Origin of the sequence: Bradyrhizobium sp. WSM1253 (genome assembly GCF_000244935.1) — a bacterium.
Classification (GTDB): domain Bacteria; phylum Pseudomonadota; class Alphaproteobacteria; order Rhizobiales; family Xanthobacteraceae; genus Bradyrhizobium; species Bradyrhizobium canariense.
The window spans coordinates 3,311,097-3,332,533 of record NZ_JH600073.1 but is presented as its reverse complement, the minus strand read 5'-3'; the positions used below and the strand labels follow the sequence as shown (position 1 = coordinate 3,332,533).

Here is a 21,437-nt window from a genome sequence, read left to right as displayed (position 1 = left end):
GAACGGGATACCGGCCGACGATCAGTGATTTTACGGGCTCGATGGCACGTGAGGTCTCAATACCCCCGCGCCCGGTCCACCACGTTCTCCAGCACGCCACCGGCCTCGAACCGCGCGATCTGCTCGGCGACATAGGCCGAGATCGCGTCAGCGTCGGTGTCGGCGGCGTTGTGCGGGGTCAGCAGCACCTTGGGATGGGTCCAGAACCGGCTGTCCGCCGGCTGCGGCTCCTGCACGAAGACGTCGAGCGAGGCGGCGCCCAGCGTGCCGTCGTCGAGGCAGGCCAGGATGTCGGCTTCGTTCTGAAGGCCGCCGCGGCCGGCGTTGATCAGCACGGGCGCACCGAGCGGGCTTTTGCGGTTGAGCTTGGTGAAGACATCGCGGTTGAGGATGCCGTGTGTATCAGGCGTCAGCGGCAACAGGCTGACGAGGATATCGGTCGTGCGCAGGAATGCATCGATCTGCCCGGCGCCATGGAAGCATTCGACGCCCGCGATGGTGCGCGGGCTGCGGCTCCAGCCGGCGACGCGGAAACCAAGCCGCCGCAGCACATCGGCCGCGTCGGCGCCGAGCGTGCCCAGTCCCATGACACCGACCGTGACGGCGCTCGCCGGCCATTGATAGGTCGGCTCCCAGCGCTTTTCGCGCTGCGACTGGCGCAGATAAAGCTCCTGGCGGTGGTGCATCAGCACGTGCTGCACGACGTATTCGGTCATGCGGCCAGTCAGATCGGGCACGGCGACACGCACCAGCGGCACGTTCGGCAGGCTCTTGTCCGCCATCAGCGCATCGACGCCGGCGCCGAGATTGAAGATCGCCCGCAGATTGGGGAAGGAGCCGAGGTCGCCCGGCACCGGCTTCCACACCGCGGCATAGTGCACCTCGGCCGGATCGAGCCCGGCATCGGGCAGCAGCACGACGCGGCGGCCGCCGCAGACCGCGTCGAACCGGGCCTTCCAGCGCTCCGGCAGCCAGTTTTGCTGCGTGCTGTTGATCAGGACGGCCAGTGTGCCTACGGTCATTCGAGTGCCTCTATAGGTTCCGCTTTTGAGGGCCCTCCTTGGCACGATCTTCCGGATTTTTCTTGCAAATTTTTTCCGCAGCCCTGTCGGGGCGAGGCATATTGGATCGTCTTCAAAACAAGAGGTCAGGGAAGGTACTGCCCATGCTTTATGCGATCCTTTGCTATCACGACGAGGACTTCGTCGGCTCCTGGAGCAAGGACCAGGACGAAGCCGTGATGAAGAAGCTCGCCGTGGTGCAAGAGAAGCTCACGAGCCAAGGCCGGCTCGGTCCGGTGGCGCGGTTGCTGCCGACCACCGCGGCCGCGACGTTGCGTAAAGAGGACCCGCCGCTGGTGCTCGACGGCCCCTACGCGGAGACCAAGGAGCAGTTGCTCGGCTTCTATATCGTCGATTGCAAAAACCTCGACGAGGCGCTCGACGTTGCGCGCGACCTCGGCGCCGCCAATCCCGGCGGCGCCTATGAAGTGCGGCCCGTGGGCGTGTTCAGGCCCGGAGGAAATCTGACGTGAGCGAGGCCGATACCGCCTGGATCGAGACCGCGCTGACCTCGGCGCGCCCCCAGGCGGTCGGCGCGCTGCTGCGCTATTTCCGCGATCTCGACACCGCCGAGGAGGCATTCCAGAACGCCTGCCTGCGCGCGCTGAAGACATGGCCGCAGAACGGGCCGCCGCGGGATCCCGCGGCCTGGCTGATCATGGTCGGCCGCAACGTTGCGATCGACGAGGTGCGCCGCACCCGCAAGCAGCAGCCGCTGCCGGAGGACGACCAGGCGATCTCCGATCTCGACGACGCCGAGGGCGCGCTCGCGGAGCGGCTCGACGGCTCGCACTACCGCGATGACATTCTGCGGCTGATGTTCATCTGCTGCCATCCAGGGCTGCCGGCGACGCAGCAGATCGCGCTGGCGCTCCGTATCGTCTGCGGCCTGACCGTGAAGCAGATCGCGCGCGCCTTCCTGGTGTCGGAAGCGGCGATGGAGCAGCGCATCACGCGTGCCAAGGCCAAGGTCGCGGAGGCCGGGACGCCGTTTGAAACGCCGGGCGCGGTCGAGCGCGCGGAGCGGCTCGCCGTTGTCGCCGCGATGATCTATTTGATCTTCAACGAGGGCTATTCGGCGAGCGGCGACACCGCCGAAATCAGGAAGCCGCTGTGCGAAGAAGCGATCCGGCTGGCGCGGCTGCTGTTGCGGCTGTTCCAGAGCGAGCCGGAGATCATGGGGCTCACGGCGCTCATCTTGTTGCAGCATGCGCGCAGTGCCTCGCGCTTTGCCGCGGATGGTTCGCTGATCCTGCTGGATGACCAGGATCGTTCGCTGTGGAACGGCACCATGATCGCGGAAGGCCTCGCGCTGATCGACAAGGCGATACGCCATCGCCGCAGCGGGCCCTACCAGATCCAGGCCGCGATCGCCGCGCTGCATGCCCGCGCGGCGACGCCCGAGGAGACCGACTGGGCGCAGATCGACCTGCTCTATGGCGCGCTGGAGGTGGTGCAGCCCTCGCCGGTGGTGACGCTCAACCGCGCGGTCGCGGTTTCCAAGGTGCGCGGACCGCAAGCCGCGCTCGACCTGATCGAGCCGCTGGCGCCAAAGCTTGCCAACTACTTCCATTTCTACGGCGTGCGCGGCGCCTTCCTGATGCAGCTTGGCCGCAACGACGAAGCCCGCATCGCCTTCGACCGCGCCATCGCCCTCGCCAACACGTCCGCAGAAGCCGCTCACATCCGCATGCATCTCGATCGCCTGATCCGCGACAGCCAGCCGAACGGCGCAAATGGCGGCGCCAGGCAGGGCGCGAAGGTCGAAGGCGCCAAGGTGAAGTAGGGAGCGCCTGCTTCGGGCATCGCAAAAATTTTCGCTTCGCCTTGTCGGGCCCGGTCCCCTCCCTTCGTCCTAGGAGCGTATCCAGGGAGCCATTCATGCTGAAAGCCATTGCCATCATCGCCGTCGTGCTCGCTATCGGACTCGCGGGTGTCCTCGTCTTCGCATTGACGAAATCCGGCACCTTCCGCGTCGAACGCAGCCTCGCCGTGAAGGCGCCCGCCGATGCGATCTATCCGCTGGTCGCCGACTTCCATCGCTGGACCGCCTGGTCACCTTACGAGGGCCGGGACCCCGCGATGAAGCGCAGCTTCGGCGGAACTGCGCCGGGCAAGGGCGCGACCTATGCCTGGGACGGGAACAACAATGTCGGCGCCGGCCATATGGAGATCCTCGAGGCGAGTGCGCCGTCAAAACTCCGGATCAAGCTCGACTTCGAGCGGCCTTTCGAAGGCCACAACACCGCCGAGTTCACCTTTGTGCCGCAAGGCGATGCCACACTGGTCACGTGGGCGATGTCCGGTCCGGCGCCGTTCCTGTCCAAGGTCATGCAGGTGTTCATCAACATGGACAACATGATCGGCAAGGATTTCGAGGCGGGCTTGGCCAGCCTGAAGAAGCTCACCGAGAAGTAGCGCCGTCACCCCGAATGAAAGCAAAACGGAGAGAAACGATGCTCAATCCCTATCTGTTCTATCAGGACACCTGCGAAGCGGCGTTCAACTACTACGCCAAGGTCTTGGGCGGCAAGATCGATGCGATGATGCGCGCCTCGGATGCGCCGCCGGAGGTGCCCGCCACGCCCGGCCGCGAGAAGATCATTATGCATGCGCGGATGTCGCTGCCAGACGGCAGCGTCCTGATGGCCTCCGACGCACCAGGCGAGCATTTTCACAAGCCGCAGGGCTTTTCGATCTCGCTCACGGTCGCGGATCCCGCGGACGGCGAGCGCAAGTTCAACGCGCTGGCCGACGGCGGCACCGTCACCATGCCCTTCAGCAAGACTTTCTGGGCCAAGGGTTTTGGCATGTGCGTCGACAAGTTCGGCATTCCCTGGATGGTGAACTGCCCGGCCGAGGGAATGTGACAGCCGCGATCGCTTGACGCGCCAAGCGGCGATCCCCTCTCCCTGACGATGCGGAGAGGGGCGCGCATGAGACGTTGCGTGATGTGCCGATCGACCGCATGCCGCCTCAGCGGATCGATCCGGTCACGTCATTGCTCGGTGGTTGGGAGGAGGGAACGCAGCGCGGGCAGATCACGAGCTTTGTCCCGAGCTGCTTGTCATTCTCCGCTTCGATTTCGTCATGGATTGCCCACCACGCCGCGGAGTACGGGCGCAAGGTGCCGAGGACTCTTTCTCGCTCCTGATTCGGATCACTCGCCGCGGGAGCTTGGGTCGCCACGCGACGCTTGATGACGTAGGGACGGTTCGGATCCTGACCGAGGCCGTCCCATGCGATCGGACGGCGTTCCTGAGCAGGCGCGACCACGCATCCCATGAGCGTTGCGCAAAACGTGAGCAAGACAAAGCCGTGTCGCATCATGCCGAACCCTTGGGTGTTGTATGCGACGCGCCAAATTCGCTTGCCGAAGCTTGCGTCGCACCGCTCAAATGGAACCTAAGGGAAACGCCTGGCCGACACGGCCGAATATGAATTTTAGTGTCGCACCACATTGCGAGAGCAGTGAGGCCGCTTCGTGAAATGATGCGGACCGCATCGCACAACAACTGGCGCAATATTAGGCTGTGAACTCCGGGGCAGAATCGTTATTTATTTCGTCATAAACTCTAAAAACTGGGGCGGGCGGACTTGGAAGGGGAGCGACCGATGGCGGCGGCGCTGCAGATCAACTTTGCACTTTGGGGTATGCTCATCTGCGCGAGCATGGAATTGACCCAGCTGATCCAGAGTTTTTATTAGGCCTCACGAAGCAGGTGACCGGCGCGATTTGGCGGGCGCTTGCGTCCGCTGATCGTCACCGGCAGCGCGGATAGATCGCGGCGAGGTCGCGTCCCTTCAACAGAAGCAACCGCGACGAGAGGCCGCCGCGGCGGCTGATCCAGTCGCGCACCGGGCCGGGATAGGCCGCAAGCACCGCATCGGATGCTTCCGGCTCGGCGTAGAAGCGTCCGCGCCGGTCGACCGAGCGCGCCGCATGAAAGCCAAGCACGGCACGCTTGGTGACGCATATCCGCTCGCCCGGCACGATGCTCAGCACCAGCGTGCAGGCGGACAGGCAGGGACCGTCGATCACCACGCGCTCGCCGCTCTCGCGCACTTTCTCGAACAAATCGAGGAACGGCCCGACCTGTCCACCGGGCGACTGGATGATGCGGATTTCGGCCAAGGCAGGCGTGGCGGCGAGCAGCGCGGATACGAGCATCAAAGCCCTGAGGAAGGTGACGCGTCGCATGAAGCCTCCGCGAATTCGAGTCCGTAGGATTGGCCGACGAGAAGAGGTGGGTGACGCTTCGCTAGGCCAACCTACGCCGTGCCTACCCGTTCCGCCGTTCGCCGCGCAGCGTCGGCAGGCCGATGCCCGCCGCATCGAAGCCGCCATCGACGGCCAAAATTTGTCCGGTGATGTAGCTGGATCGTTCCGAGCACAGGAAGTAGATCGCTTCGGCGAGTTCCTCTTCCAGGCCGTAGCGGTTGAGCGGGATGGCGTCGTGGTAGTCGGCGCGGATCTCCCTGGTGTGCACCTGCTTCGCCATCGCGGTGTCGACCGGTCCCGGTGCGACCGCGTTGACGCGGATGTTGAAGGACGCAAGCTCGACCGCGAGCTGCTTGGTGAGGTGCGCGAGGCCCGCCTTGCTGGTGCCGTAGGCCGAGCGCAGCGTCGAGGCGCGCACCGCCGAGATCGAGGTGATGTTGACGATGGCGCCGCCATTGCCGTCGCGCATCAGCGGCACCGCCGCCTTGGTGCAGAGAAACGGGCCGGTGAGGTTGACCTCGAGCACGCGCCGCCAATCGGTCTCCGACGTCTCCATCAGCGGCGCGAACACGGCAATGCCGGCATTGTTGACGAGCGCGTCGAGCCGGCCGAACCGCCTTTCGACCGACATCATCGCGGCGGCAACCGCGGCTGCGTCCGAGACGTCGCAGGTCAGCGCCAGCGTGGCCTCGTCCCGGCCGATCTCGGCGACCGCGCGGCCGAGCAGCTCGCCCTCGATGTCGAGCAACGCAACCCGCCAGCCCTCGGTCAAAAACTTCTTCGCGGTCGCAAGCCCGATGCCACGCGCGGCTCCGGTGACGAGGGCAACGCGGTGCGGGGTAGGGGGCATTGGCTGATCGGTCCTTATGAAAGATCGCGCGAGCGCGAGCCTCTTTTACTTCGCTTTCGTTCCGACGAGGAAGGCCTTAACTCGAAGCCACGATGTCGGGACGGTCCTCGATGGATCGTCTTCCAGGGGATCATTGCCAGGGAGACCCGGAATGTCCAACGATCACGAGCGCCTGATTCGAGACCTTTTCGCCGCATATCTCGACAACGACCGGCAACGGGTCGCCGACGCGTTGGCGGACGATTTCCGCTTCACCAGCCCGTTCGACGAGGACCTCGACAAGGCGGCCTATTTCGAGCGTTGCTGGAGGGACACCGGCTGGATTGCGCGGCACGACATCGAGCGGATTGTCGTCCAAGGTGACGAGGCCTTCGTCACCTATCTCTGCCTGGCGACAGATGGCAGGAGCTTTCGCAACACCGAGTTCTTCACCTTCGCCGGCGGCAAGGTTCGCCGCATCGAGGTTTATTTCGGCGCTGCCCGGCAGGACGGGCGTTTCCTGCCGCAGGCGCGCTAAATAATTGTCGCCACGCTGTCGGTTCCGTCAGGGTTCGCTCGTCTTGGGTAAGGGCGACTAAGCAAGCAAGGAACCTCCATGCGATTCATGATGCTGATGATCCCGCTCGGCTACGAGACCGCAGCGCCCGACGTTCAGCTCGATCCCGAGCGGGTCGCTGCGATGATGCGCTACAACGAGGTGCTGAACGACGCCGGCGTGCTGATCACGCTCGACGGCCTGCACCCGCCCTCGATGGGCGCGCGCGTCTCGTTTGCGGCCGGCAAGCCCATCGTGACCGATGGCCCGTTCGCCGAGGCCAAGGAGGTCCTGGGCGGGTACTGGATGATCGAGGTTGCATCGCGTGCCGAGGCGATCGCCTGGGCCAGGCGGTGTCCGGCCGCACCGAACGAAATCATCGAGATCCGTCAGGTGCAGGAGATGAGCGACTTTCCGCCTGACGTGCAGGAGGCCGCCGCCGGTTTCGGCGACCTCAAGAAATAGCCGCAGCTTTGTCTATCCATCAGCAAAGGAGAGAACCGATGAGCACCGATACCTATCTCGCCGTTTTCCTCGGCAGCAAGACCAGCTCCAAATGGGCCGCATGGGATGCGATGCCCGAGGCCGAGCGCAAGGCGAAGGAGCAGGAGGGCATGGCGGCCTGGAAGGGCTGGGTCGAAAAGCACCAAGGCGCGATCCAGGCCATGGGCGGGCCGCTCGGCAAGACCAAGAAGGTCGACGGCAAGGGCCTCGCCGACATCGCCAACGAGATGGGCGCCTTCACCGTGGTGCGTGCGGCCTCGCACGAAGCCGCGGCGAAGATGTTCGAAAACCACCCGCACTTCACGATCTTCCCCGGCGAACGCGTCGAGATCATGCCGGTGCTGCCGATCCCTGGCGGCTAGGGCTTCGGCCGCTGCCCCGGACCGGGGAGAATACGGGCTGATCAACCCGTCGCCGCTAGTGACCTTCCTGCCCAGCTCATGTAAAGGTCGTTCACATGAGCTGGCGCAAGGAGACGCGCCGCGCCGAGCGCGGCTATCACCACGGCAATCTGAAGGAAGCCCTGCTGCAGGCCGCCCTTGGATTGATCGCCGAGAAGGGCGCGGCCGGCTTCACCTTTGCCGATGCCGCGCGCATGGCCGGCGTCAGTGCGGCGGCACCGTACCGGCATTTTCGCGACCGTGACGAACTGCTGTCCTCGATCGCGCAGCGCGGTTTCGAGCAGTTCGAATCGCGCCTGACCGCGGCCTGGGACGACGGACGGCCCGACACCGTCACGGCGTTCGAGCGTGTCGGCAGGGCCTATCTCGCCTTCGCCCGCGAGGAGCCCGCGTTCTACAACGCGATGTTCGAATCGGGCGTGCCGGTGGATGTCAATCCGGCGCTACAGGCCGCTAGCGAGCGTGCTTTCAACGTCATTCGTGCCGCGGCGGAGCGGCTTGCCGCGCTGGCGCCGCCGGGCACGCCGCGGCCTCCGGCGATGATGATGGCGCTGCACATCTGGTCGATGGCGCATGGCGTGGCCTCGCTGTTCTCCCGCGGCGATGCCGCGCGTCGAAAGCTGCCGATGTCGCCGGACGAGCTGCTCGAAGCCGAGGTGCTGATTTATCTCCGCGGTCTCGGCTTCCCGACCGATCGCCGTCCTCCGGCGAAAAGCGCCGAGCCGCCGCCGGTGCCACCGGAGGCATCCTCCGGTTCCGGCGTGCCGCCCGGTGGTCCCTGGGGCAAGCCGAAATAAAGTTACCCAAATAATTGCCTCGCCCTGTCAGGCGGTCGGCTTGACAAAATCGCGGGATGATCTACCTATGTAAATGTTATTTACATTCACAACGGCGCTGATGCCGTCATGGAGAGGGAAATGGCCTACACCGCTGATGTCAATCGATGGCGCGGCCCTTCGGACCAACACTACGAGCGCCCCCACATGCTCAACACGCCTTGGCATCCCGGCTGGATCGCCGTGACCATCCTCGGCTTCATCATCTGGTGGCCGATCGGACTTGCCCTTCTCTTTTTCACACTCGGGAGCAGAAGAATGTCGTGCTGGAGCAACCAGGATCGCTGGCAGAACAAGATGGAGCGGATGCAGTACAAGATGGACCGTATGCGCGGCCGCATGGAGCGCCACGGTTTCGGCTTTGGCTTCGGCCCGCCCTCGAGCGGCAACCGCGCCTTTGACGAGTACCGCACCGAGACATTGCAGCGGCTCGAGGAAGAGCAGGTCGAGTTCAAGAACTTCCTCGACCGTCTGCGTCACGCCAAGGACAAGGAAGAGTTCGACCAGTTCATGGCGCAACACAAGACGCGCCCGACCCCGCCGCCGACCGACCAGCAGCAGGGTTGATCTCAAGGTTGATCTCGAGACTGACGCTTCTCAAAGCCGTCAGGCGCATGCCCCCAAAGTCCTGATGGCCCCAAGCCGCCCGCCTGCGCAACCCGCAGGCGGGCGGTTTGTTTTTGGGAATGCGCGGCAGGCCGCCGCGACCGTCTGGAAATGTCCTGGCCTGGAAAGTCTTGGCCTGGAGAGACTTGGTCAGCGCGCCGTGGCGAGCTGCGCGCGAACCGACTCCAGGAAGTGTTCGTAGGCGTAGTCCACGATCTCGTTGAGTGATCGCGTTCGCGCGAACATCGCCTTGGCCTCGGTGAGAAACTCCTCGCGGGTGGGAATCTTCGGCAAATGCAGATGGGTCAGTGCATCGACGCCTTCATGCGCGCGACTGAGGATGTCGTGCAGCGTCGGCAGTTGCAACTGGGCCAAATCGGCTCGGCGTAGCGCCGACGAGATCGCGTGCGCCAGGGTCTGCGCATCGAACCGTCCGGCAAGCTCGCGGGCCGCCCGGTTGATGACGCGTGCGCCGAGCGGCTGCTCGTTGCGCAGCACCTGCTCGGGCGGCGACTTCATGTTCCAGACGATGCCGAACCAGGACAGCACCTTCAGGATGTAATAGGTGATGTCGATCTCCCACCAGCGAAAACCCTGCCGCACGCTGCTCTGGTAGGCGTGATGATTGTTGTGCCAGCCCTCACCGAGGGTGAATAAGGCCAGCAGCCAATTGTTGCGGGAATCATCGCCGGTCACGTACCGCTTGCGTCCATGCACGTGGGCGAGGGAATTGATACAGAAGGTCGCGTGATAGACCAGCACGGTGCTCCACAGGAAGCCGACGACGAGACCGGACCATCCGCCAACCAGGAAGCAGAGCGCAGCCAGCGTCACGGCCGGCAGGAGTTCCAGGCGATGCAGCCACATCAGCTCCGGATAGGCGGCGAAATCGCCGACCTTCACGAGGTCGGTGCCATCGTGCTCCCGGTAAAAAATCCAGCCGAGATGGCTATAGAGGAAGCCTCGGTGACGCGGCGAATGCACGTCGTCCTCGGTATCGGAATGCAGATGATGATGTCGATGCTTGGCCGCCCACCACAAAACGCTTTTTTGCGCGGTGCTTTGCGCAAGCCAGGCCAGGATGAACTGAAACACCCGGCCGGTCGCAAAAGCCCGATGGGAGAAATAGCGGTGGTAGCCCGCTCCGATCGCAAACATGCGCACGACATACAGCGAGGCGCAGATCGCGACGGCCTGCCAGGTAATGCCGGTCCAGATGGCGGCAACGCAGCCGAGATGAACCAGCAGGAACGGCAGGGCGGAGGGATACATGATGTCGTCGTGTTGGTCGTCGGCGGGGGCGTTGGGCGACATGTATTGGCGTGACCTTGGATGACAGAGATTCGAGTTTCGCTTCGGCAGCATTGAGGGCCGCTGTGTACGAAAAACCCGGCGATGGCGGACCACCGCGGGGTCTTGAACGAGGTGCTTGGACAACCCTGGCCCAAGGCGGCCGCACGCGGCAAAGTCAACCTGAGGCCATAGCTTCGACCGCGAACTCGACGGCCTATATATGATCCAGGCCGCTTGGCATGCAAGCTCGTAGCGTCACGGGGTGCGTGGCGCGCGGGCTGCCGACGGTTTATATCCGACAGTGAAAAGGAAGCGTCAAAATACCGCAGGCAGCAACGATGGCGGAAGCGGCGATGACGGCGAGCGAGGCCCTCTGGCAGGAGATCCGCGACGAGGCGCAGCGCGCAGCGGCAGCCGACCCCATATTCGGCAAGGCTCTTGTCGGACTCATCCTCGTCCATGACGATTTTACCGCCGCACTGTCCGATCTGATCGGACGCCGGCTTGGCGACAGCGCGGCCGAACGCGAGCGCTTCACGACGTTTTCCCGCGACGCCTTCCATGGCCAGCCGGATCTGATCGAGGTGGCCGGCTGCGACTTACAAGCCATTGTTCTCCGCGATGCCGCCATCACCGGACTGTTGGCGCCGCTGCTGCATTTCAAGGGCTACGTCGCCTTGCAGGCATGGCGCGTCTCGAACTGGCTCTGGCATCACGACTATCGCGACGCGGCGCTGCTGTTTCAGAACGAGGCCTCCAACGTCCTGCAGGTCAGCATTCATCCGGCGGCGAGCTTGGGATCATCGGTGTATCTCGACCACGCCACCGGCATCGTGATCGGTGCAGATGTGGCGATCGGCGACGACGCCACCATCCTTCAGAACGTCAGCATCGGTCGTGGCACGGAACTGCCGGCGCGCTCGCCTCGCATCGGTCGCGGCGTCTTCATCGGCTCCGGCGCCACAATTCTCGGCAACGTCAGGATCGGCGCTTGTGCGAAGATCGGCGCCGACACCGTCGTGACGAGCGACGTGCCCCCGGGCTGCACCGCAATCGGCAATCCGGCGCGGCTGACCAATTGCCCCGAACCCGCCTCGGCGGCCTGACTCGCCCTCACGTCATCAAGCGACGTACTCCTCGTTCAGGCGGCGCGGCGGCGGCTCTCGCCACCATGATGCGGGGTGACCGGTTCCGAACTGGTCTGGCCCGGCGCGTCCAGCACCGCGACATGATGCCGGTAGACCATTTCCCAGCCTTTCCATCCCGTGAACAGGAGGATGCCGACCACAATCAGCGAGAGCACCACGCCCCACGGTTTGACCGCAGCCTCCGCGCCTTGCGCGTAGCGGAGGTAGAAATTGATCGCAGCCAGCACCACCGCCACGAGATTGCCGATCATGTGATACCAGGCATCGTTGAGGCTGCGGATACGGGCGTCGCTGAAGAAGTCGGTGAATCCTGCCACGGCAGCAACGAGCGCCATGACGATGCCGGCGCCGATCAGCCACATGGCAGCTCTGGCCCAGAAGCCGTCGCCGGTTCCGATGAAGGCGAGATCGGCGATGGGCGCGCCGACCAGGAAGGCGACGGGGAACGGGATGATCATGGGGTGGAGCGGATGATCGCCGATGGCGGCGGTCGTCTTGGGGTTGACGCTCATGGCAAAACCTCGCGAGAAGTGATTTTCCAGACAATTTTTCGGGCGAGGGCTGGTTCCTCCAACGTGATGTCAGCAACAGCCGGGGCCGGCAGCTTGCCAACCGCCTGCGCCCGCTCGCTTTCCGGCAGCCAAATCCGCCCGCGGTAACCCAGCATTAACCATCGCCGGGCTCTGGTAATTGCGGACAATCGCGCCCAAAGCCGGAAGTCTGAGCCTTGGGGGCGGGCCCATAGTTTTGACATCTTGGCAGGGAATGCAGGCGGCTGGCTTTGGAAGAGCCCTGCACCCCAGAAAGACAAGGCTTTGAGCGGGCTTGCCGGCCGCGCCGGTTCTAGCGCGGCTATTGGGGAACCGGCGGCCATTTGCTGGCCGGGACATTAGATCGGGACATCAGGTAACGATCGCCTTGAGAGGATACTGCTTATGAATCCGGCCGACGTGGCTCAGTCAGCCCTTCCGGTTGCCGCTTCCGCGGACGTGTCGCTGATCGCGCTGTTCTGGCAGGCTCACTGGATCGTGAAAGCGGTGATGCTGGGGCTTCTCGCCTGCTCGGTCTGGGTCTGGGCGATCGCCATCGACAAGATCTTCCTGTTTGCCCGCACCCGCCGCTCGATGGACCGTTTCGAGCAGGCTTTCTGGTCCGGCGAGTCAATTGAAGACCTCTATCGCACGCTCTCGGCCAAGCCGACGCATTCCATGGCGGCCTGCTTCGTCGCGGCGATGCGAGAGTGGAAGCGTTCGTTCGAGAGCCAGGCCCGCTCGGTCGCAGGCCTTCAGATGCGCATCGACAAGGTCATGAATGTCTCGATCGCCCGCGAGGTCGAGCGGCTGGAACGCAGGCTACTGGTGCTCGCCACCGTCGGCTCCGCAGGCCCCTTCGTCGGCCTGTTCGGCACCGTCTGGGGCATCATGTCGAGCTTCCAGTCGATCGCGGCGTCGAAAAATACCTCTCTGGCGGTGGTGGCCCCTGGTATCGCGGAGGCGCTGTTTGCGACCGCCGTCGGCCTTATCGCCGCCATTCCTGCCACTATTTTCTACAATAAGTTCACCTCCGAGGTGAACCGGCAGGCCCAGCGCCTCGAAGGCTTCGCCGATGAATTTTCAGCCATCCTGTCGCGCCAGATCGACGAGCGGGGCTGACGGACGGCATGTATAGTGTGAAGGGCAATTTGGGCACCAGACCATGGGCATGAACGTCGCGAGTTCGTCCGGAGGCGGTGGGCGCCGTGGCCGGCGTAGGCCGGTCGTGGCCGAAATCAACGTCACGCCGATGGTGGACGTGATGCTGGTGCTGCTCATCATCTTCATGGTGTCGGCGCCAATGCTGACGGTCGGCGTGCCGCTCGACCTGCCGCAGACCCAGGCCAAGAGCCTCGAAAACAACGACCAGAAGCCGATCCAGATGTCGGTCGACATCAAGGGCAAGGTGTTCATCAACGACGCCGAGATCGCGATCAACGAACTGATCCCCAAGCTGAAGGCGATCACGGACGCGCGCGGCGGGCTCGAGGAGCGCATCTATCTGCGTGCCGACAAGAAGGCGGATTACGGGACGGTGGCCAAGGTCATGGGCCAGTTGTCCGGCGCAGGCTTCAAGAAGCTGGCGCTCGTCACGGAAGCGGATCAGGGGTAGACCGTGAAGGTGAAGGTCGACAAGACACTCGTTGCGTCGATTGCCCTCCACGTCCTCGTGCTGGGATGGGGGCTCGTCACCTTTAGCAGCAGGGCTTTCGTTCCGGCCGAAGAGTCGCTGCCGATCGACATCATCTCCACCGACCAGCTCGCGCAGATGATGTCGGGGCAGAAGACCGGCGACAAGAAAGAGCCGAAGCCGAAGGTCGAGAAGATCGCGGAAGCCAAGCCCGAGGAAGACGCCGTCGGCAAGGTCACCGAGAAGAAAGAGCTGATCAAGACCAACTCGACGCCCGAACCGCCGCCAAAACCCGTCGAGAAGCCGGTCGAGAAGAAGCCCGAGCCGCCCAAGCCCGTCGCCGAGGCGAAGCCCAAAGAAGAACCGAAGCCGCCGGAAAAAAAGCCTGACCCGGCCAAGGAAGATCCGATCGCCGAGCTCCAGAAAAAGCTCGAAACCAAGAAGCCGCCGCCCAAGCCGCCGGAGCAGAAGGTCGCAGCGGTGCAGCCGCAGCAGGTGCCGAAGCCCAAGGAGCGCAGCTTCGATCCCGCGCAGATCCAGCGCGATCTCGACAAGCGCGCGGCGACCCGGCACGAACTCGCCGGCTCGACGCTGAATGCGTCGGCCTCGCTGGGATCGACGAGCGGAACGGCCGCCAACAACATTGCGACCTGGCGGGGGGCGTTCCAAGGGGCGGTGAAGCGCTGCTTCACGCCGACCTATAACGGGCAGGATGCGGATCAATACGAAGCCGACATCGACATTCCCATGAAGATCGACGGATCGCTCGCGTCCGAGCCGATCGTCGTCGCGGTGAGGGGGCCGTCGCGGTCGATCGCACAGGCGGTGGCGGAGAGTGCCAGACGCGCCATCGTGCAGTGTCAGGTCTATTCGTTCATGCCGAAGCAGCAATACGAGAGCTGGAAGCTCATTCCGATGACTTTCGGCCTGAAAGACATGTTGTGACATCCGAACAAAAGAATTTTGCGATGAATGACGTTCGATCGATGAACCGCCGCCGCTTCATGACCCTGACCGGATCGACGCTCGCGATGCTCGGAGGCGGGCAGGCCTTCGCCCAGCAGCCGCAGGGACGGCTCCGTATCGATCCCACGGAGTTTCGGCCGATCCCGATTGCGATCACCAATTTCGTGCCCGGCTCGCCGGCCGACGGCGACGTTGGCAACGGCGTCACTCAGGTCATCACCAACAATCTGAAGCGCTCGGGCCTGTTCGCGCCGGTCGACCAGGCTGCCTTCATCGAGCGCATCAGCAACATCGACGTCGCGCCGCAATTCGAGAACTGGAAAACCCTCAACGCGCAGGCCCTCGTCACCGGCCGCATGACGCGGCAGCCGGACGGGCGCCTCAAGGCCGAATTCCGCTTGTGGGATGTGGTCACCGGCCAGCAGCTCGCCGGCCAGCAATATTTCACCTCGCCGGAATATTGGCGCCGCATCGCCCACATCATCTCCGACCAGATCTATGAGAAGCTGACCGGCGAGAAGGGCTATTTCGACAGCCGCGTCGTGTTCGTCGACGAGACCGGGCCGAAGGAGCGCCGCGTCAAGCGGCTCGCGATGATGGACCAGGACGGCGCCAATGTGCGCTATCTGACCCGCGGCTCCGACCTCGTGCTGACGCCGCGCTTCTCGCCGAACTCGCAAGAGATCACCTACATGGAGTTCGGGCAGGGCGATCCGAAGGTCTACCTGTTCAACATCGAGACCGGCCAGCGCGAGATCGTCGGCAACTTCCCGGGCATGACCTTTGCCCCGAGGTTCTCGCCGGACGGCCAGCGCGTCATCATGAGCCTGCAGCAGGGCGGCAATTCCAACCTGTTCGTGATGGATCTGCGCTCGCGCTCGACCACGCGCCTCACAGACACGCCCGCGATCGACACCTCTCCTTCCTACTCCCCGGACGGCGCCCGCATCTGCTTCGAGTCCGATCGCGGCGGCAGATCGCAGATCTATGTCATGGCCGCGGGCGGCGGAGCGGCGCAGCGCATCTCCTTCTCCAAGGACGACAACAACGCCACCTATTCGACGCCGGTGTGGTCGCCGCGCGGCGATTACATCGCCTTCACCAGGCAAGGTGGCGGGCAGTTCTCGATCGGCGTGATGAAGCCGGACGGCTCCGGCGAACGGCTTCTGACTTCCGGCTACCACAACGAAGGCCCGACCTTCTCGCCGAACGGCCGCGTGTTGATGTTCTTCCGCGATCCGGGCGGCAGCGGCGGGCCGTCGCTGTTCTCGGTCGACATCTCGGGCCGCAACGAGCTGAAGGTGCCGACGCCGGGCTTCGCCTCCGACCCCGCATGGTCGCCGCTATTGTCCTCGACATCGGGCTAGCCGCCCGTCCTCGATGCGCAATGATTTGACCGCGCGCCTTTTTCGAAAACTTGGCGCGATGTTTCCCCGCGATAATTGTTCTTTAAGGTTGCACTCGGCAAACTTTTCCCATGGGTTTGTTTCTATTGATCTATTTCGACTGTTGCTCGTTCAAAACAACTCGACTTTAACGATATTCCCTCAGAAAGACTTCATACCGGATCGGTAAAACTGCGCTCCAGACAGGACGCGCGTAAACACCAGATGCAGTTTGCAAGTCAGAGCGGAGAGCCGGAACAGCGGCCGCCGAAAACTTCGGCGGCGCAAATCGATTCGCTGTTCGAAGCGCCTGGTCCGCTGCTGGCAGGACTCATTTTCGTGTCGATCGGTGCGGCCCTGACCGCGCTGAGGACGGGCGAGCCGCTGATCTGGGCGTGCGTCGCACTTCTTGTCCTGGCGGGGACTGCGCGGGCGATCGACCTGCGCCTCTATCAGGCACGTCAGTCGGTCATGACCATCGAGGCGGCAGCACGCTGGCAGAAGCGCTATCAGATCGGGGCAAAGATCCAGGCGGCTGCGATCGGCATCTGGTGCGCCACCGCCCTGCTGGCCACCGACGACGCTGTGGCCCACATGATCGCCTTATCGGTCACCACCGGAATCGCGGCGGGCGGCGCGGGCAGGGCATATGGCCGGCCTGCGATCTTCCACCTCCAGGCCGTGCTGATTTTCGGTCCGGCCGTGCTTGCCTTGGCACTGCGTGGAACGCCCTACTACATCGCGATGGCGCTGGTCAGCGCCGCGTTCCTGATGGCGATCATGCAGCTCTCGGTGAATCTGCACCGAATCTTCATGGGAGCGGTCGTGGCACGGGAGCGTGAAGCCGCGCTCGCCGGCCAGTTCGATACGGCGCTGAACAACATGCCGCACGGCCTCTGCATGTTCCGCGTCGACGGACAGCTGGCGGTCATGAACCACCGCTTCGGCGCAATGATGAATCTGCCGGAAGGTCTGGCGCAACGCGGCGTCAACGCGCGTGACATCGTCGCGGCGTGCGTCAGCGCCGGGTCCATCTCGGCTGGGAGCGGCGAGCGGATCGTCACGGACATCGAGAGTTCGCAAGCCAAGGAGATCATCACCGCCGATCCCGATACGCAGCGAAACAGGTCGTTGTCCTGGACTGTCCAGCCGATGGCTGACGGTGGCGCGGTGGTGCTGGTCGAGGACATTACCGACCGTCGCAGCGCCGAGGCCAAGATTACGCATCTGGCGCGCTACGACGACCTCACCGCGCTTCCCAACCGCGTTCATTTCCGCGACGAGATCGAAAGGCTGCTGGCGATCTCGCACGACGCCGAGCGCCTGTCCGCGCTGCTGTTCGTCGACCTCGACCAGTTCAAGCAGGTCAACGACACGCTCGGCCATCCCTGCGGCGACCAGCTGCTGTGCGCGGTCGCCAACCGTCTGCGCGAGATGCTGCGCCCCGAGGATTTCGTCGCCCGCTTCGGCGGTGACGAATTCGTCGTGTTCCAGGAGAACATCTCCTCGCCCGAGGACGCCGCTGCGCTGGCGCGCCGGATCGTCGAGCGGCTGAGCGAGCGCTACCGCATCGACAATCATCTGGTCGAGATCGGCGCCAGCGTCGGCATCGCGTTGACCGCGCCGGAGGGCGTCAGCGCGGACACGCTGCTCAAGAACGCCGATATGGCGCTGTACCGGGCCAAGGCCGACGGTCGCGGCACATTCTGCTTCTTCCGCGACGAGATGGCGGCGACCGTCGAGGCGCGCCGCATCCTCGAGCTCGATCTGCGCAAGGCGCTCGCCAATGAGGAGTTCGAGCTGTTCTACCAGCCGCTGGTCAATCTGAAGTCCGGCAAGATCACGACGTGCGAGGCGCTGCTGCGCTGGAATCATCCGGTGCGCGGCACGGTCTCGCCGGTCGACATCATCCCGGTCGCCGAGGACATGGGGCTGATCGTCGATCTCGGCCGCTGGATCCTGCGCCGCGCCTGCATGGAATGCATGAAATGGCCGGAGGGCGTCAGCGTCGCCGTCAACTTCTCGCCGCAGCAATTCCACCAGCGCGACGTCTTGAGCGAAATCCGCTACGCGCTCGAGGTTTCGGGGCTGCCGGCGCATCGGCTGGAGATCGAGATCACCGAATCCTCGCTGTTGCGCAACACCCAGCTCACGCACGACATCCTGTCGCAATTGCATGCGATCGGCGTGGGCATTTCGCTGGATGATTTCGGTACCGGCTATTCGAGCCTCAGCTACCTGCACAATTTCCCGATGCAGAAGGTGAAGATCGACCGCTCCTTCCTCGAAGGCATCGATGCCGACCGGCCGCTGACGCTGCTGCGCGGGGTGGCGCGGCTGTCGGCCGATCTCGGCATGGCCGTCGTGGTCGAGGGCATCGAGACCAATGATCAGCTCGAGCTGATCAGCGCCGACGGCACCGTGACCGAAGGGCAGGGCTATCTGTTCAGCCGGCCGGTGCCGGCAGTCCGGATTCGCCAATTGCTCAATGCCTCGCATGGCCGTCGCGGGGCTGAGGACCAGATCGTCATGGTGTCCTCGCGATCGATCGCCTGATCTTTCGCTGCCCCACTTCTTCAACGCCCTCGGCTCTCGTTCGCGCCCGTGTTTTTGCGGGCCGCAAGGTTAACCCTAACGTTTCTAAGCCTTTGCAATTCCGTTAATGAACCATTAATCTCGTCACACTCGCAGAAGTTGCTTTGGAGTGTAGGGGTACTGGATGACGTCTGGGGCTGAACCGCAAACGGTGCTCCTTCCGCGGGGAGCCGCTCTGTTTGACCGCATCGATTACCGCCTGATCGAAACTCCTGAGGACCGCGACAACCTCTATCTGATGCGGTACCGGGCCTATCTGCACGCCGGACTGATCGAGCCGTCGGAGTCGCGGCGCGTGACCGATCGCTTCGACGATGCGCCCAACACCTGGAATTTCGGGGTCTATGTCGATGGAGAGCTCTGCAGCTCCGTTCGCATTCACGTCCTGACGTCCGACTGGCGAATGTCCTACACGACCGAAGTGTTTGGCGACGTCCTGCATCCCCGGCTCGACCGCGGCGAAGTCCTCATCGATCCGTGCCGGTTTGTTGCCGATCCCGAAAAGCACCAGCGTTTTCCGGAGCTACCCTATCTGACGGTGCGGCTGGCTTTTGTGGCTTGCGATCATTTCAACGCCGACACCGGGCTGGCCATGATCCGGACCGATCATCAGGCGTTCTATCGTCGCATCTTCCTGCACGAGACCATTTCACCGGAGCCGCGCGGGTTTCCGGGCTGGCCCACCAAGAAGGCCGTGCTGATGGCGTCCGATTTCCGCAACCAGCGGGAAAAGGTCCTGACGCGCTTTCCGATCATGCGCTCCAGCGCTTTTGAGCGGCGCATGTTGTTTCAACGCAGCGGCCCGCGCCAGGCGGCCCCGCGCCCGGTGTCGCTGGCGACGCAGCGGACCCCGGACGTAGCCGCCTCGGCAACGGGTTCTGCCCGCTAGGCGCTAGGGTCTCCACACGACGAGCCTAAAATTCCAGCAAAGCCCGCGGTTTTTGCCGGTCGGCGCGGCTTGCCTTCACCATCGCGCCACATTTACAACCCATTAACCATGACGGTTGCTTTTCGCTGGTTGGGGGCATTTGACCGGCTGTGGCAAGGTTCCATCAAGGTTGACGGAACGTTCGCTTAACCAACCCCCTGTAGACCGGACAGCAGTGGACGAAACGTGAGCGTGGAGGCTCCGGAATGAAACATCCTATGCGCATCCTCCAGGGATTGAAGCTGGCCGCGGTGCTTGCCGTCGCGCTGTCGATGGGGGCCTGTGCCAACAAGAACGCTGCCACGGATGCGATGGCCAACGCGGCGACGCCGGGCAGCCAGCAAGACTTCGTCGTCAATGTCGGCGACCGCGTGTTCTTCGAAAGCGACCAGACCGATCTGACCCCGCAGGCGATCGTGACCCTGGAGAAGCAGGCGCAGTGGCTCCAGAGCTATCCGCGCTACAGCTTCACCGTCGAAGGTCATGCCGACGAACGCGGCACCCGCGAATACAATATCGCGCTCGGCGCCCGCCGTGCCCAGTCGGTCCGTTCGTTCCTCGCCTCGCGCGGCATCGATCCGAACCGCATGCGAACGATCTCGTACGGCAAGGAGCGGCCGGTGGCCGTTTGCAACGACATCTCCTGCTGGTCACAGAACCGCCGCGCCGTCACCGTGCTGAACGCGAGCTCCTGACGATCGGTCAGGCGCCGTTCATCTTCAGAAACCGATTATGCCGGCGCCCTCTCGGGCGCCGGTTTCGTTTCAGCGATCTGTGACGGAAACCTGTTTGTTACAGTCACAGTTTTGGCGTACTCCCCTTCAATGTGTGGCGCGTCGAATGTTCGGTCGCAGGCCATTTCGCTTTCGTCGTCAGGGCAAGATGTCATCCAGATTTAAGGTTTTCACCGGCACCGTGGCGATCGCCGCGCTGCTCTCTTTGTGCTCGCCCGCCCTCGCACAATCGGACGATGCAGATCCCGAGATGCGGATCGAGCGGCTGGAGAATCAGCTGCGCCAGCTCACCGGCCAGAACGAAGAGCTGCAATATCGCAACCGCCAGCTCGAAGAGCGGCTGCGAGCGCTCGAGGGCGGCGCGCAAGCTGCACCCGGCCAGGCGCCGGTCCAGCCCAATGTCGCGGCCATGCCGCCCGCGCAAGCCGCGCCGGCCTATCGCCAGCCGCCGCACCAGCAAGCGGCCCAGCCGAATTACGAGCAGCCGCAGATCGCCTCTCCGGCGCCGATCGTTCAGGAGCAGCCTGCGCCCGGCGCGCCGGGCACGCGCCGCCGCGGCGATGCCTTCGACCCGAACCAGAGCCCGAATGCGCCGGGTGCGCCACGCGCGCTCGGCGGCGGGCAGCAACCGATGCCCGCCGGTGCCCCGAGCGGCGCGCCCGGCGGCCGTGGCGCCGGCGAACCGCTCGATCTCGCCAATAGCGGCCCCCGCTATCCGCAGGCGGCCGCGCCCCAGGCTGCGCAGCCCGGCTATCCGCCGGCCCCATCCGGCTCTCCCGCGCCGGCAGGCGCCCCGGCGCTGACGACCCTGCCGCCCTCGGCAACGCCGCGCGACGAATTCGATCTCGGCATCGGCTACATGCAGCGCAAGGACTATGCGCTGGCCGAGCAGACCATGAAGAATTTCTCGCAGAAATATCCGAGCGACCCGCTGCTCGGCGACGCCCAATACTGGCTCGGCGAGAGCTATTTCCAGCGCCAGCAATATCGCGACTCCGCGGAAGCCTTCCTCGCCGTCACCACCAAATACGACAAATCCGCCAAGGCGCCGGACGCCCTGCTGCGGCTCGGCCAGTCGCTGGCGGCGCTGAAGGAGAAGGAGGCCGCATGCGCCGCCTTCGGCGAAGTCGGCCGCAAATATCCGCGCGCTTCGGCCGGCGTCAAAGCCGCGGTCGACCGCGAGCAGAAGCGGGTGAAGTGCTGACCCGCG

At 64.2% G+C, this 21,437-nt stretch carries 24 protein-coding genes; 18 read left to right on the top strand and 6 right to left on the bottom strand.

Annotated elements, in window-relative coordinates:
* Positions 1–56: 56 nt before the first annotated feature.
* On the bottom strand, positions 57–1,022 hold the full coding sequence (locus BRA1253DRAFT_RS17205) for a glyoxylate/hydroxypyruvate reductase A (RefSeq protein ID WP_007596341.1): 966 nt from the start codon (positions 1,020–1,022) through the stop codon (positions 57–59).
* Between the two features lie 143 nt (positions 1,023–1,165).
* Between BRA1253DRAFT_RS17205 and BRA1253DRAFT_RS17200 the strand changes: the two genes are divergently transcribed.
* The 4 genes from BRA1253DRAFT_RS17200 to BRA1253DRAFT_RS17185 all read left to right on the top strand — a co-directional run bounded on the left by BRA1253DRAFT_RS17200 (position 1,166) and on the right by BRA1253DRAFT_RS17185 (position 3,931).
* Positions 1,166–1,534, top strand: a complete 369-nt coding sequence (locus tag BRA1253DRAFT_RS17200) for a YciI family protein (protein WP_007596340.1) — start codon at positions 1,166–1,168, stop codon at positions 1,532–1,534.
* The gene (locus BRA1253DRAFT_RS17195) at positions 1,531–2,847 is read left to right on the top strand and encodes an RNA polymerase sigma factor (RefSeq protein WP_007596339.1); all 1,317 of its coding nucleotides are present in this window, start codon (positions 1,531–1,533) and stop codon (positions 2,845–2,847) included. The genes BRA1253DRAFT_RS17200 and BRA1253DRAFT_RS17195 overlap by 4 nt, the downstream gene beginning before the upstream one ends.
* A gap of 95 nt (positions 2,848–2,942) precedes the next feature.
* Positions 2,943–3,479 carry an SRPBCC family protein gene (locus BRA1253DRAFT_RS17190; protein WP_007596338.1) on the top strand — a complete coding sequence of 179 codons (537 nt, stop codon included), beginning with the start codon at positions 2,943–2,945 and terminating at the stop codon, positions 3,477–3,479.
* Between the two features lie 38 nt (positions 3,480–3,517).
* Entirely contained in the window at positions 3,518–3,931 is a 414-nt protein-coding gene (locus BRA1253DRAFT_RS17185) for a VOC family protein (RefSeq protein WP_007596337.1), read from the top strand.
* Between the two features lie 106 nt (positions 3,932–4,037).
* Here BRA1253DRAFT_RS17185 and BRA1253DRAFT_RS17180 read toward each other — a convergent pair whose 3' ends face one another.
* The 3 genes from BRA1253DRAFT_RS17180 to BRA1253DRAFT_RS17170 all read right to left on the bottom strand — a co-directional run bounded on the left by BRA1253DRAFT_RS17180 (position 4,038) and on the right by BRA1253DRAFT_RS17170 (position 6,133).
* A complete protein-coding gene (locus BRA1253DRAFT_RS17180; protein ID WP_007596336.1) occupies positions 4,038–4,391 on the bottom strand; it encodes a hypothetical protein in 354 nt (117 codons plus the stop codon).
* Positions 4,392–4,824: 433 nt separating this feature from the next.
* Positions 4,825–5,262 (bottom strand): hypothetical protein, encoded by a 438-nt coding sequence (locus tag BRA1253DRAFT_RS17175; protein WP_007596334.1) that lies wholly within the window; start codon positions 5,260–5,262, stop codon positions 4,825–4,827.
* Positions 5,263–5,344: 82 nt separating this feature from the next.
* Positions 5,345–6,133, bottom strand: coding sequence for an SDR family NAD(P)-dependent oxidoreductase (locus BRA1253DRAFT_RS17170; protein WP_007596332.1), 789 nt, complete (start codon positions 6,131–6,133; stop codon positions 5,345–5,347).
* A gap of 151 nt (positions 6,134–6,284) precedes the next feature.
* Between BRA1253DRAFT_RS17170 and BRA1253DRAFT_RS17165 the strand changes: the two genes are divergently transcribed.
* From BRA1253DRAFT_RS17165 to BRA1253DRAFT_RS17145, 5 genes are all read left to right on the top strand, one after another.
* On the top strand, positions 6,285–6,650 hold the full coding sequence (locus BRA1253DRAFT_RS17165) for a nuclear transport factor 2 family protein (protein WP_007596330.1): 366 nt from the start codon (positions 6,285–6,287) through the stop codon (positions 6,648–6,650).
* A gap of 78 nt (positions 6,651–6,728) precedes the next feature.
* On the top strand, positions 6,729–7,133 hold the full coding sequence (locus tag BRA1253DRAFT_RS17160) for a YciI family protein (RefSeq protein ID WP_007596329.1): 405 nt from the start codon (positions 6,729–6,731) through the stop codon (positions 7,131–7,133).
* 38 nt (positions 7,134–7,171) lie between these two features.
* The gene (locus BRA1253DRAFT_RS17155; protein ID WP_007596326.1) at positions 7,172–7,534 is read left to right on the top strand and encodes a YciI family protein; all 363 of its coding nucleotides are present in this window, start codon (positions 7,172–7,174) and stop codon (positions 7,532–7,534) included.
* 95 nt (positions 7,535–7,629) lie between these two features.
* Positions 7,630–8,370 carry a TetR/AcrR family transcriptional regulator gene (locus tag BRA1253DRAFT_RS17150; RefSeq protein ID WP_007596325.1) on the top strand — a complete coding sequence of 247 codons (741 nt, stop codon included), beginning with the start codon at positions 7,630–7,632 and terminating at the stop codon, positions 8,368–8,370.
* A gap of 120 nt (positions 8,371–8,490) precedes the next feature.
* Positions 8,491–8,976 carry a DUF2852 domain-containing protein gene (locus BRA1253DRAFT_RS17145; protein WP_007596323.1) on the top strand — a complete coding sequence of 162 codons (486 nt, stop codon included), beginning with the start codon at positions 8,491–8,493 and terminating at the stop codon, positions 8,974–8,976.
* Positions 8,977–9,165: 189 nt separating this feature from the next.
* On the opposite strand, the gene BRA1253DRAFT_RS17140 is transcribed toward BRA1253DRAFT_RS17145, so the two are convergent.
* A complete protein-coding gene (locus BRA1253DRAFT_RS17140) occupies positions 9,166–10,329 on the bottom strand; it encodes an acyl-CoA desaturase (RefSeq protein ID WP_007596322.1) in 1,164 nt (387 codons plus the stop codon).
* Between the two features lie 317 nt (positions 10,330–10,646).
* Here BRA1253DRAFT_RS17140 and BRA1253DRAFT_RS17135 point away from each other — a divergent pair, with 317 nt between their 5' ends.
* Positions 10,647–11,414, top strand: a complete 768-nt coding sequence (locus tag BRA1253DRAFT_RS17135; protein ID WP_007596321.1) for a serine acetyltransferase — start codon at positions 10,647–10,649, stop codon at positions 11,412–11,414.
* 35 nt (positions 11,415–11,449) lie between these two features.
* Here BRA1253DRAFT_RS17135 and BRA1253DRAFT_RS17130 read toward each other — a convergent pair whose 3' ends face one another.
* The gene (locus tag BRA1253DRAFT_RS17130; protein ID WP_007596320.1) at positions 11,450–11,968 is read right to left on the bottom strand and encodes a DUF2231 domain-containing protein; all 519 of its coding nucleotides are present in this window, start codon (positions 11,966–11,968) and stop codon (positions 11,450–11,452) included.
* 423 nt (positions 11,969–12,391) lie between these two features.
* Between BRA1253DRAFT_RS17130 and tolQ the strand changes: the two genes are divergently transcribed.
* The 8 genes from tolQ to ybgF all read left to right on the top strand — a co-directional run bounded on the left by tolQ (position 12,392) and on the right by ybgF (position 21,431).
* Positions 12,392–13,108, top strand: a complete 717-nt coding sequence (gene tolQ / locus BRA1253DRAFT_RS17125; protein ID WP_007596319.1) for a protein TolQ — start codon at positions 12,392–12,394, stop codon at positions 13,106–13,108.
* 43 nt (positions 13,109–13,151) lie between these two features.
* Positions 13,152–13,601, top strand: a complete 450-nt coding sequence (tolR, locus tag BRA1253DRAFT_RS17120; RefSeq protein ID WP_007596316.1) for a protein TolR — start codon at positions 13,152–13,154, stop codon at positions 13,599–13,601.
* A gap of 3 nt (positions 13,602–13,604) precedes the next feature.
* Complete coding sequence (locus BRA1253DRAFT_RS17115) at positions 13,605–14,564, top strand: hypothetical protein (RefSeq protein WP_007596315.1); 960 nt, start codon at positions 13,605–13,607, stop codon at positions 14,562–14,564.
* A 41-nt stretch (positions 14,565–14,605) separates the two neighbouring features.
* The gene (gene tolB, locus BRA1253DRAFT_RS17110) at positions 14,606–15,952 is read left to right on the top strand and encodes a Tol-Pal system beta propeller repeat protein TolB (protein WP_007596313.1); all 1,347 of its coding nucleotides are present in this window, start codon (positions 14,606–14,608) and stop codon (positions 15,950–15,952) included.
* A gap of 243 nt (positions 15,953–16,195) precedes the next feature.
* Positions 16,196–18,526, top strand: coding sequence for a bifunctional diguanylate cyclase/phosphodiesterase (locus BRA1253DRAFT_RS17105; protein WP_007596307.1), 2,331 nt, complete (start codon positions 16,196–16,198; stop codon positions 18,524–18,526).
* Positions 18,527–18,689: 163 nt separating this feature from the next.
* A complete protein-coding gene (locus BRA1253DRAFT_RS17100; RefSeq protein ID WP_007596306.1) occupies positions 18,690–19,454 on the top strand; it encodes a hypothetical protein in 765 nt (254 codons plus the stop codon).
* A 245-nt stretch (positions 19,455–19,699) separates the two neighbouring features.
* Positions 19,700–20,188, top strand: coding sequence for a peptidoglycan-associated lipoprotein Pal (gene pal / locus BRA1253DRAFT_RS17095; RefSeq protein ID WP_007596304.1), 489 nt, complete (start codon positions 19,700–19,702; stop codon positions 20,186–20,188).
* Between the two features lie 187 nt (positions 20,189–20,375).
* The gene (gene ybgF / locus BRA1253DRAFT_RS17090; protein WP_007596303.1) at positions 20,376–21,431 is read left to right on the top strand and encodes a tol-pal system protein YbgF; all 1,056 of its coding nucleotides are present in this window, start codon (positions 20,376–20,378) and stop codon (positions 21,429–21,431) included.
* The last annotated feature ends 6 nt before the right edge of the window (positions 21,432–21,437 follow it).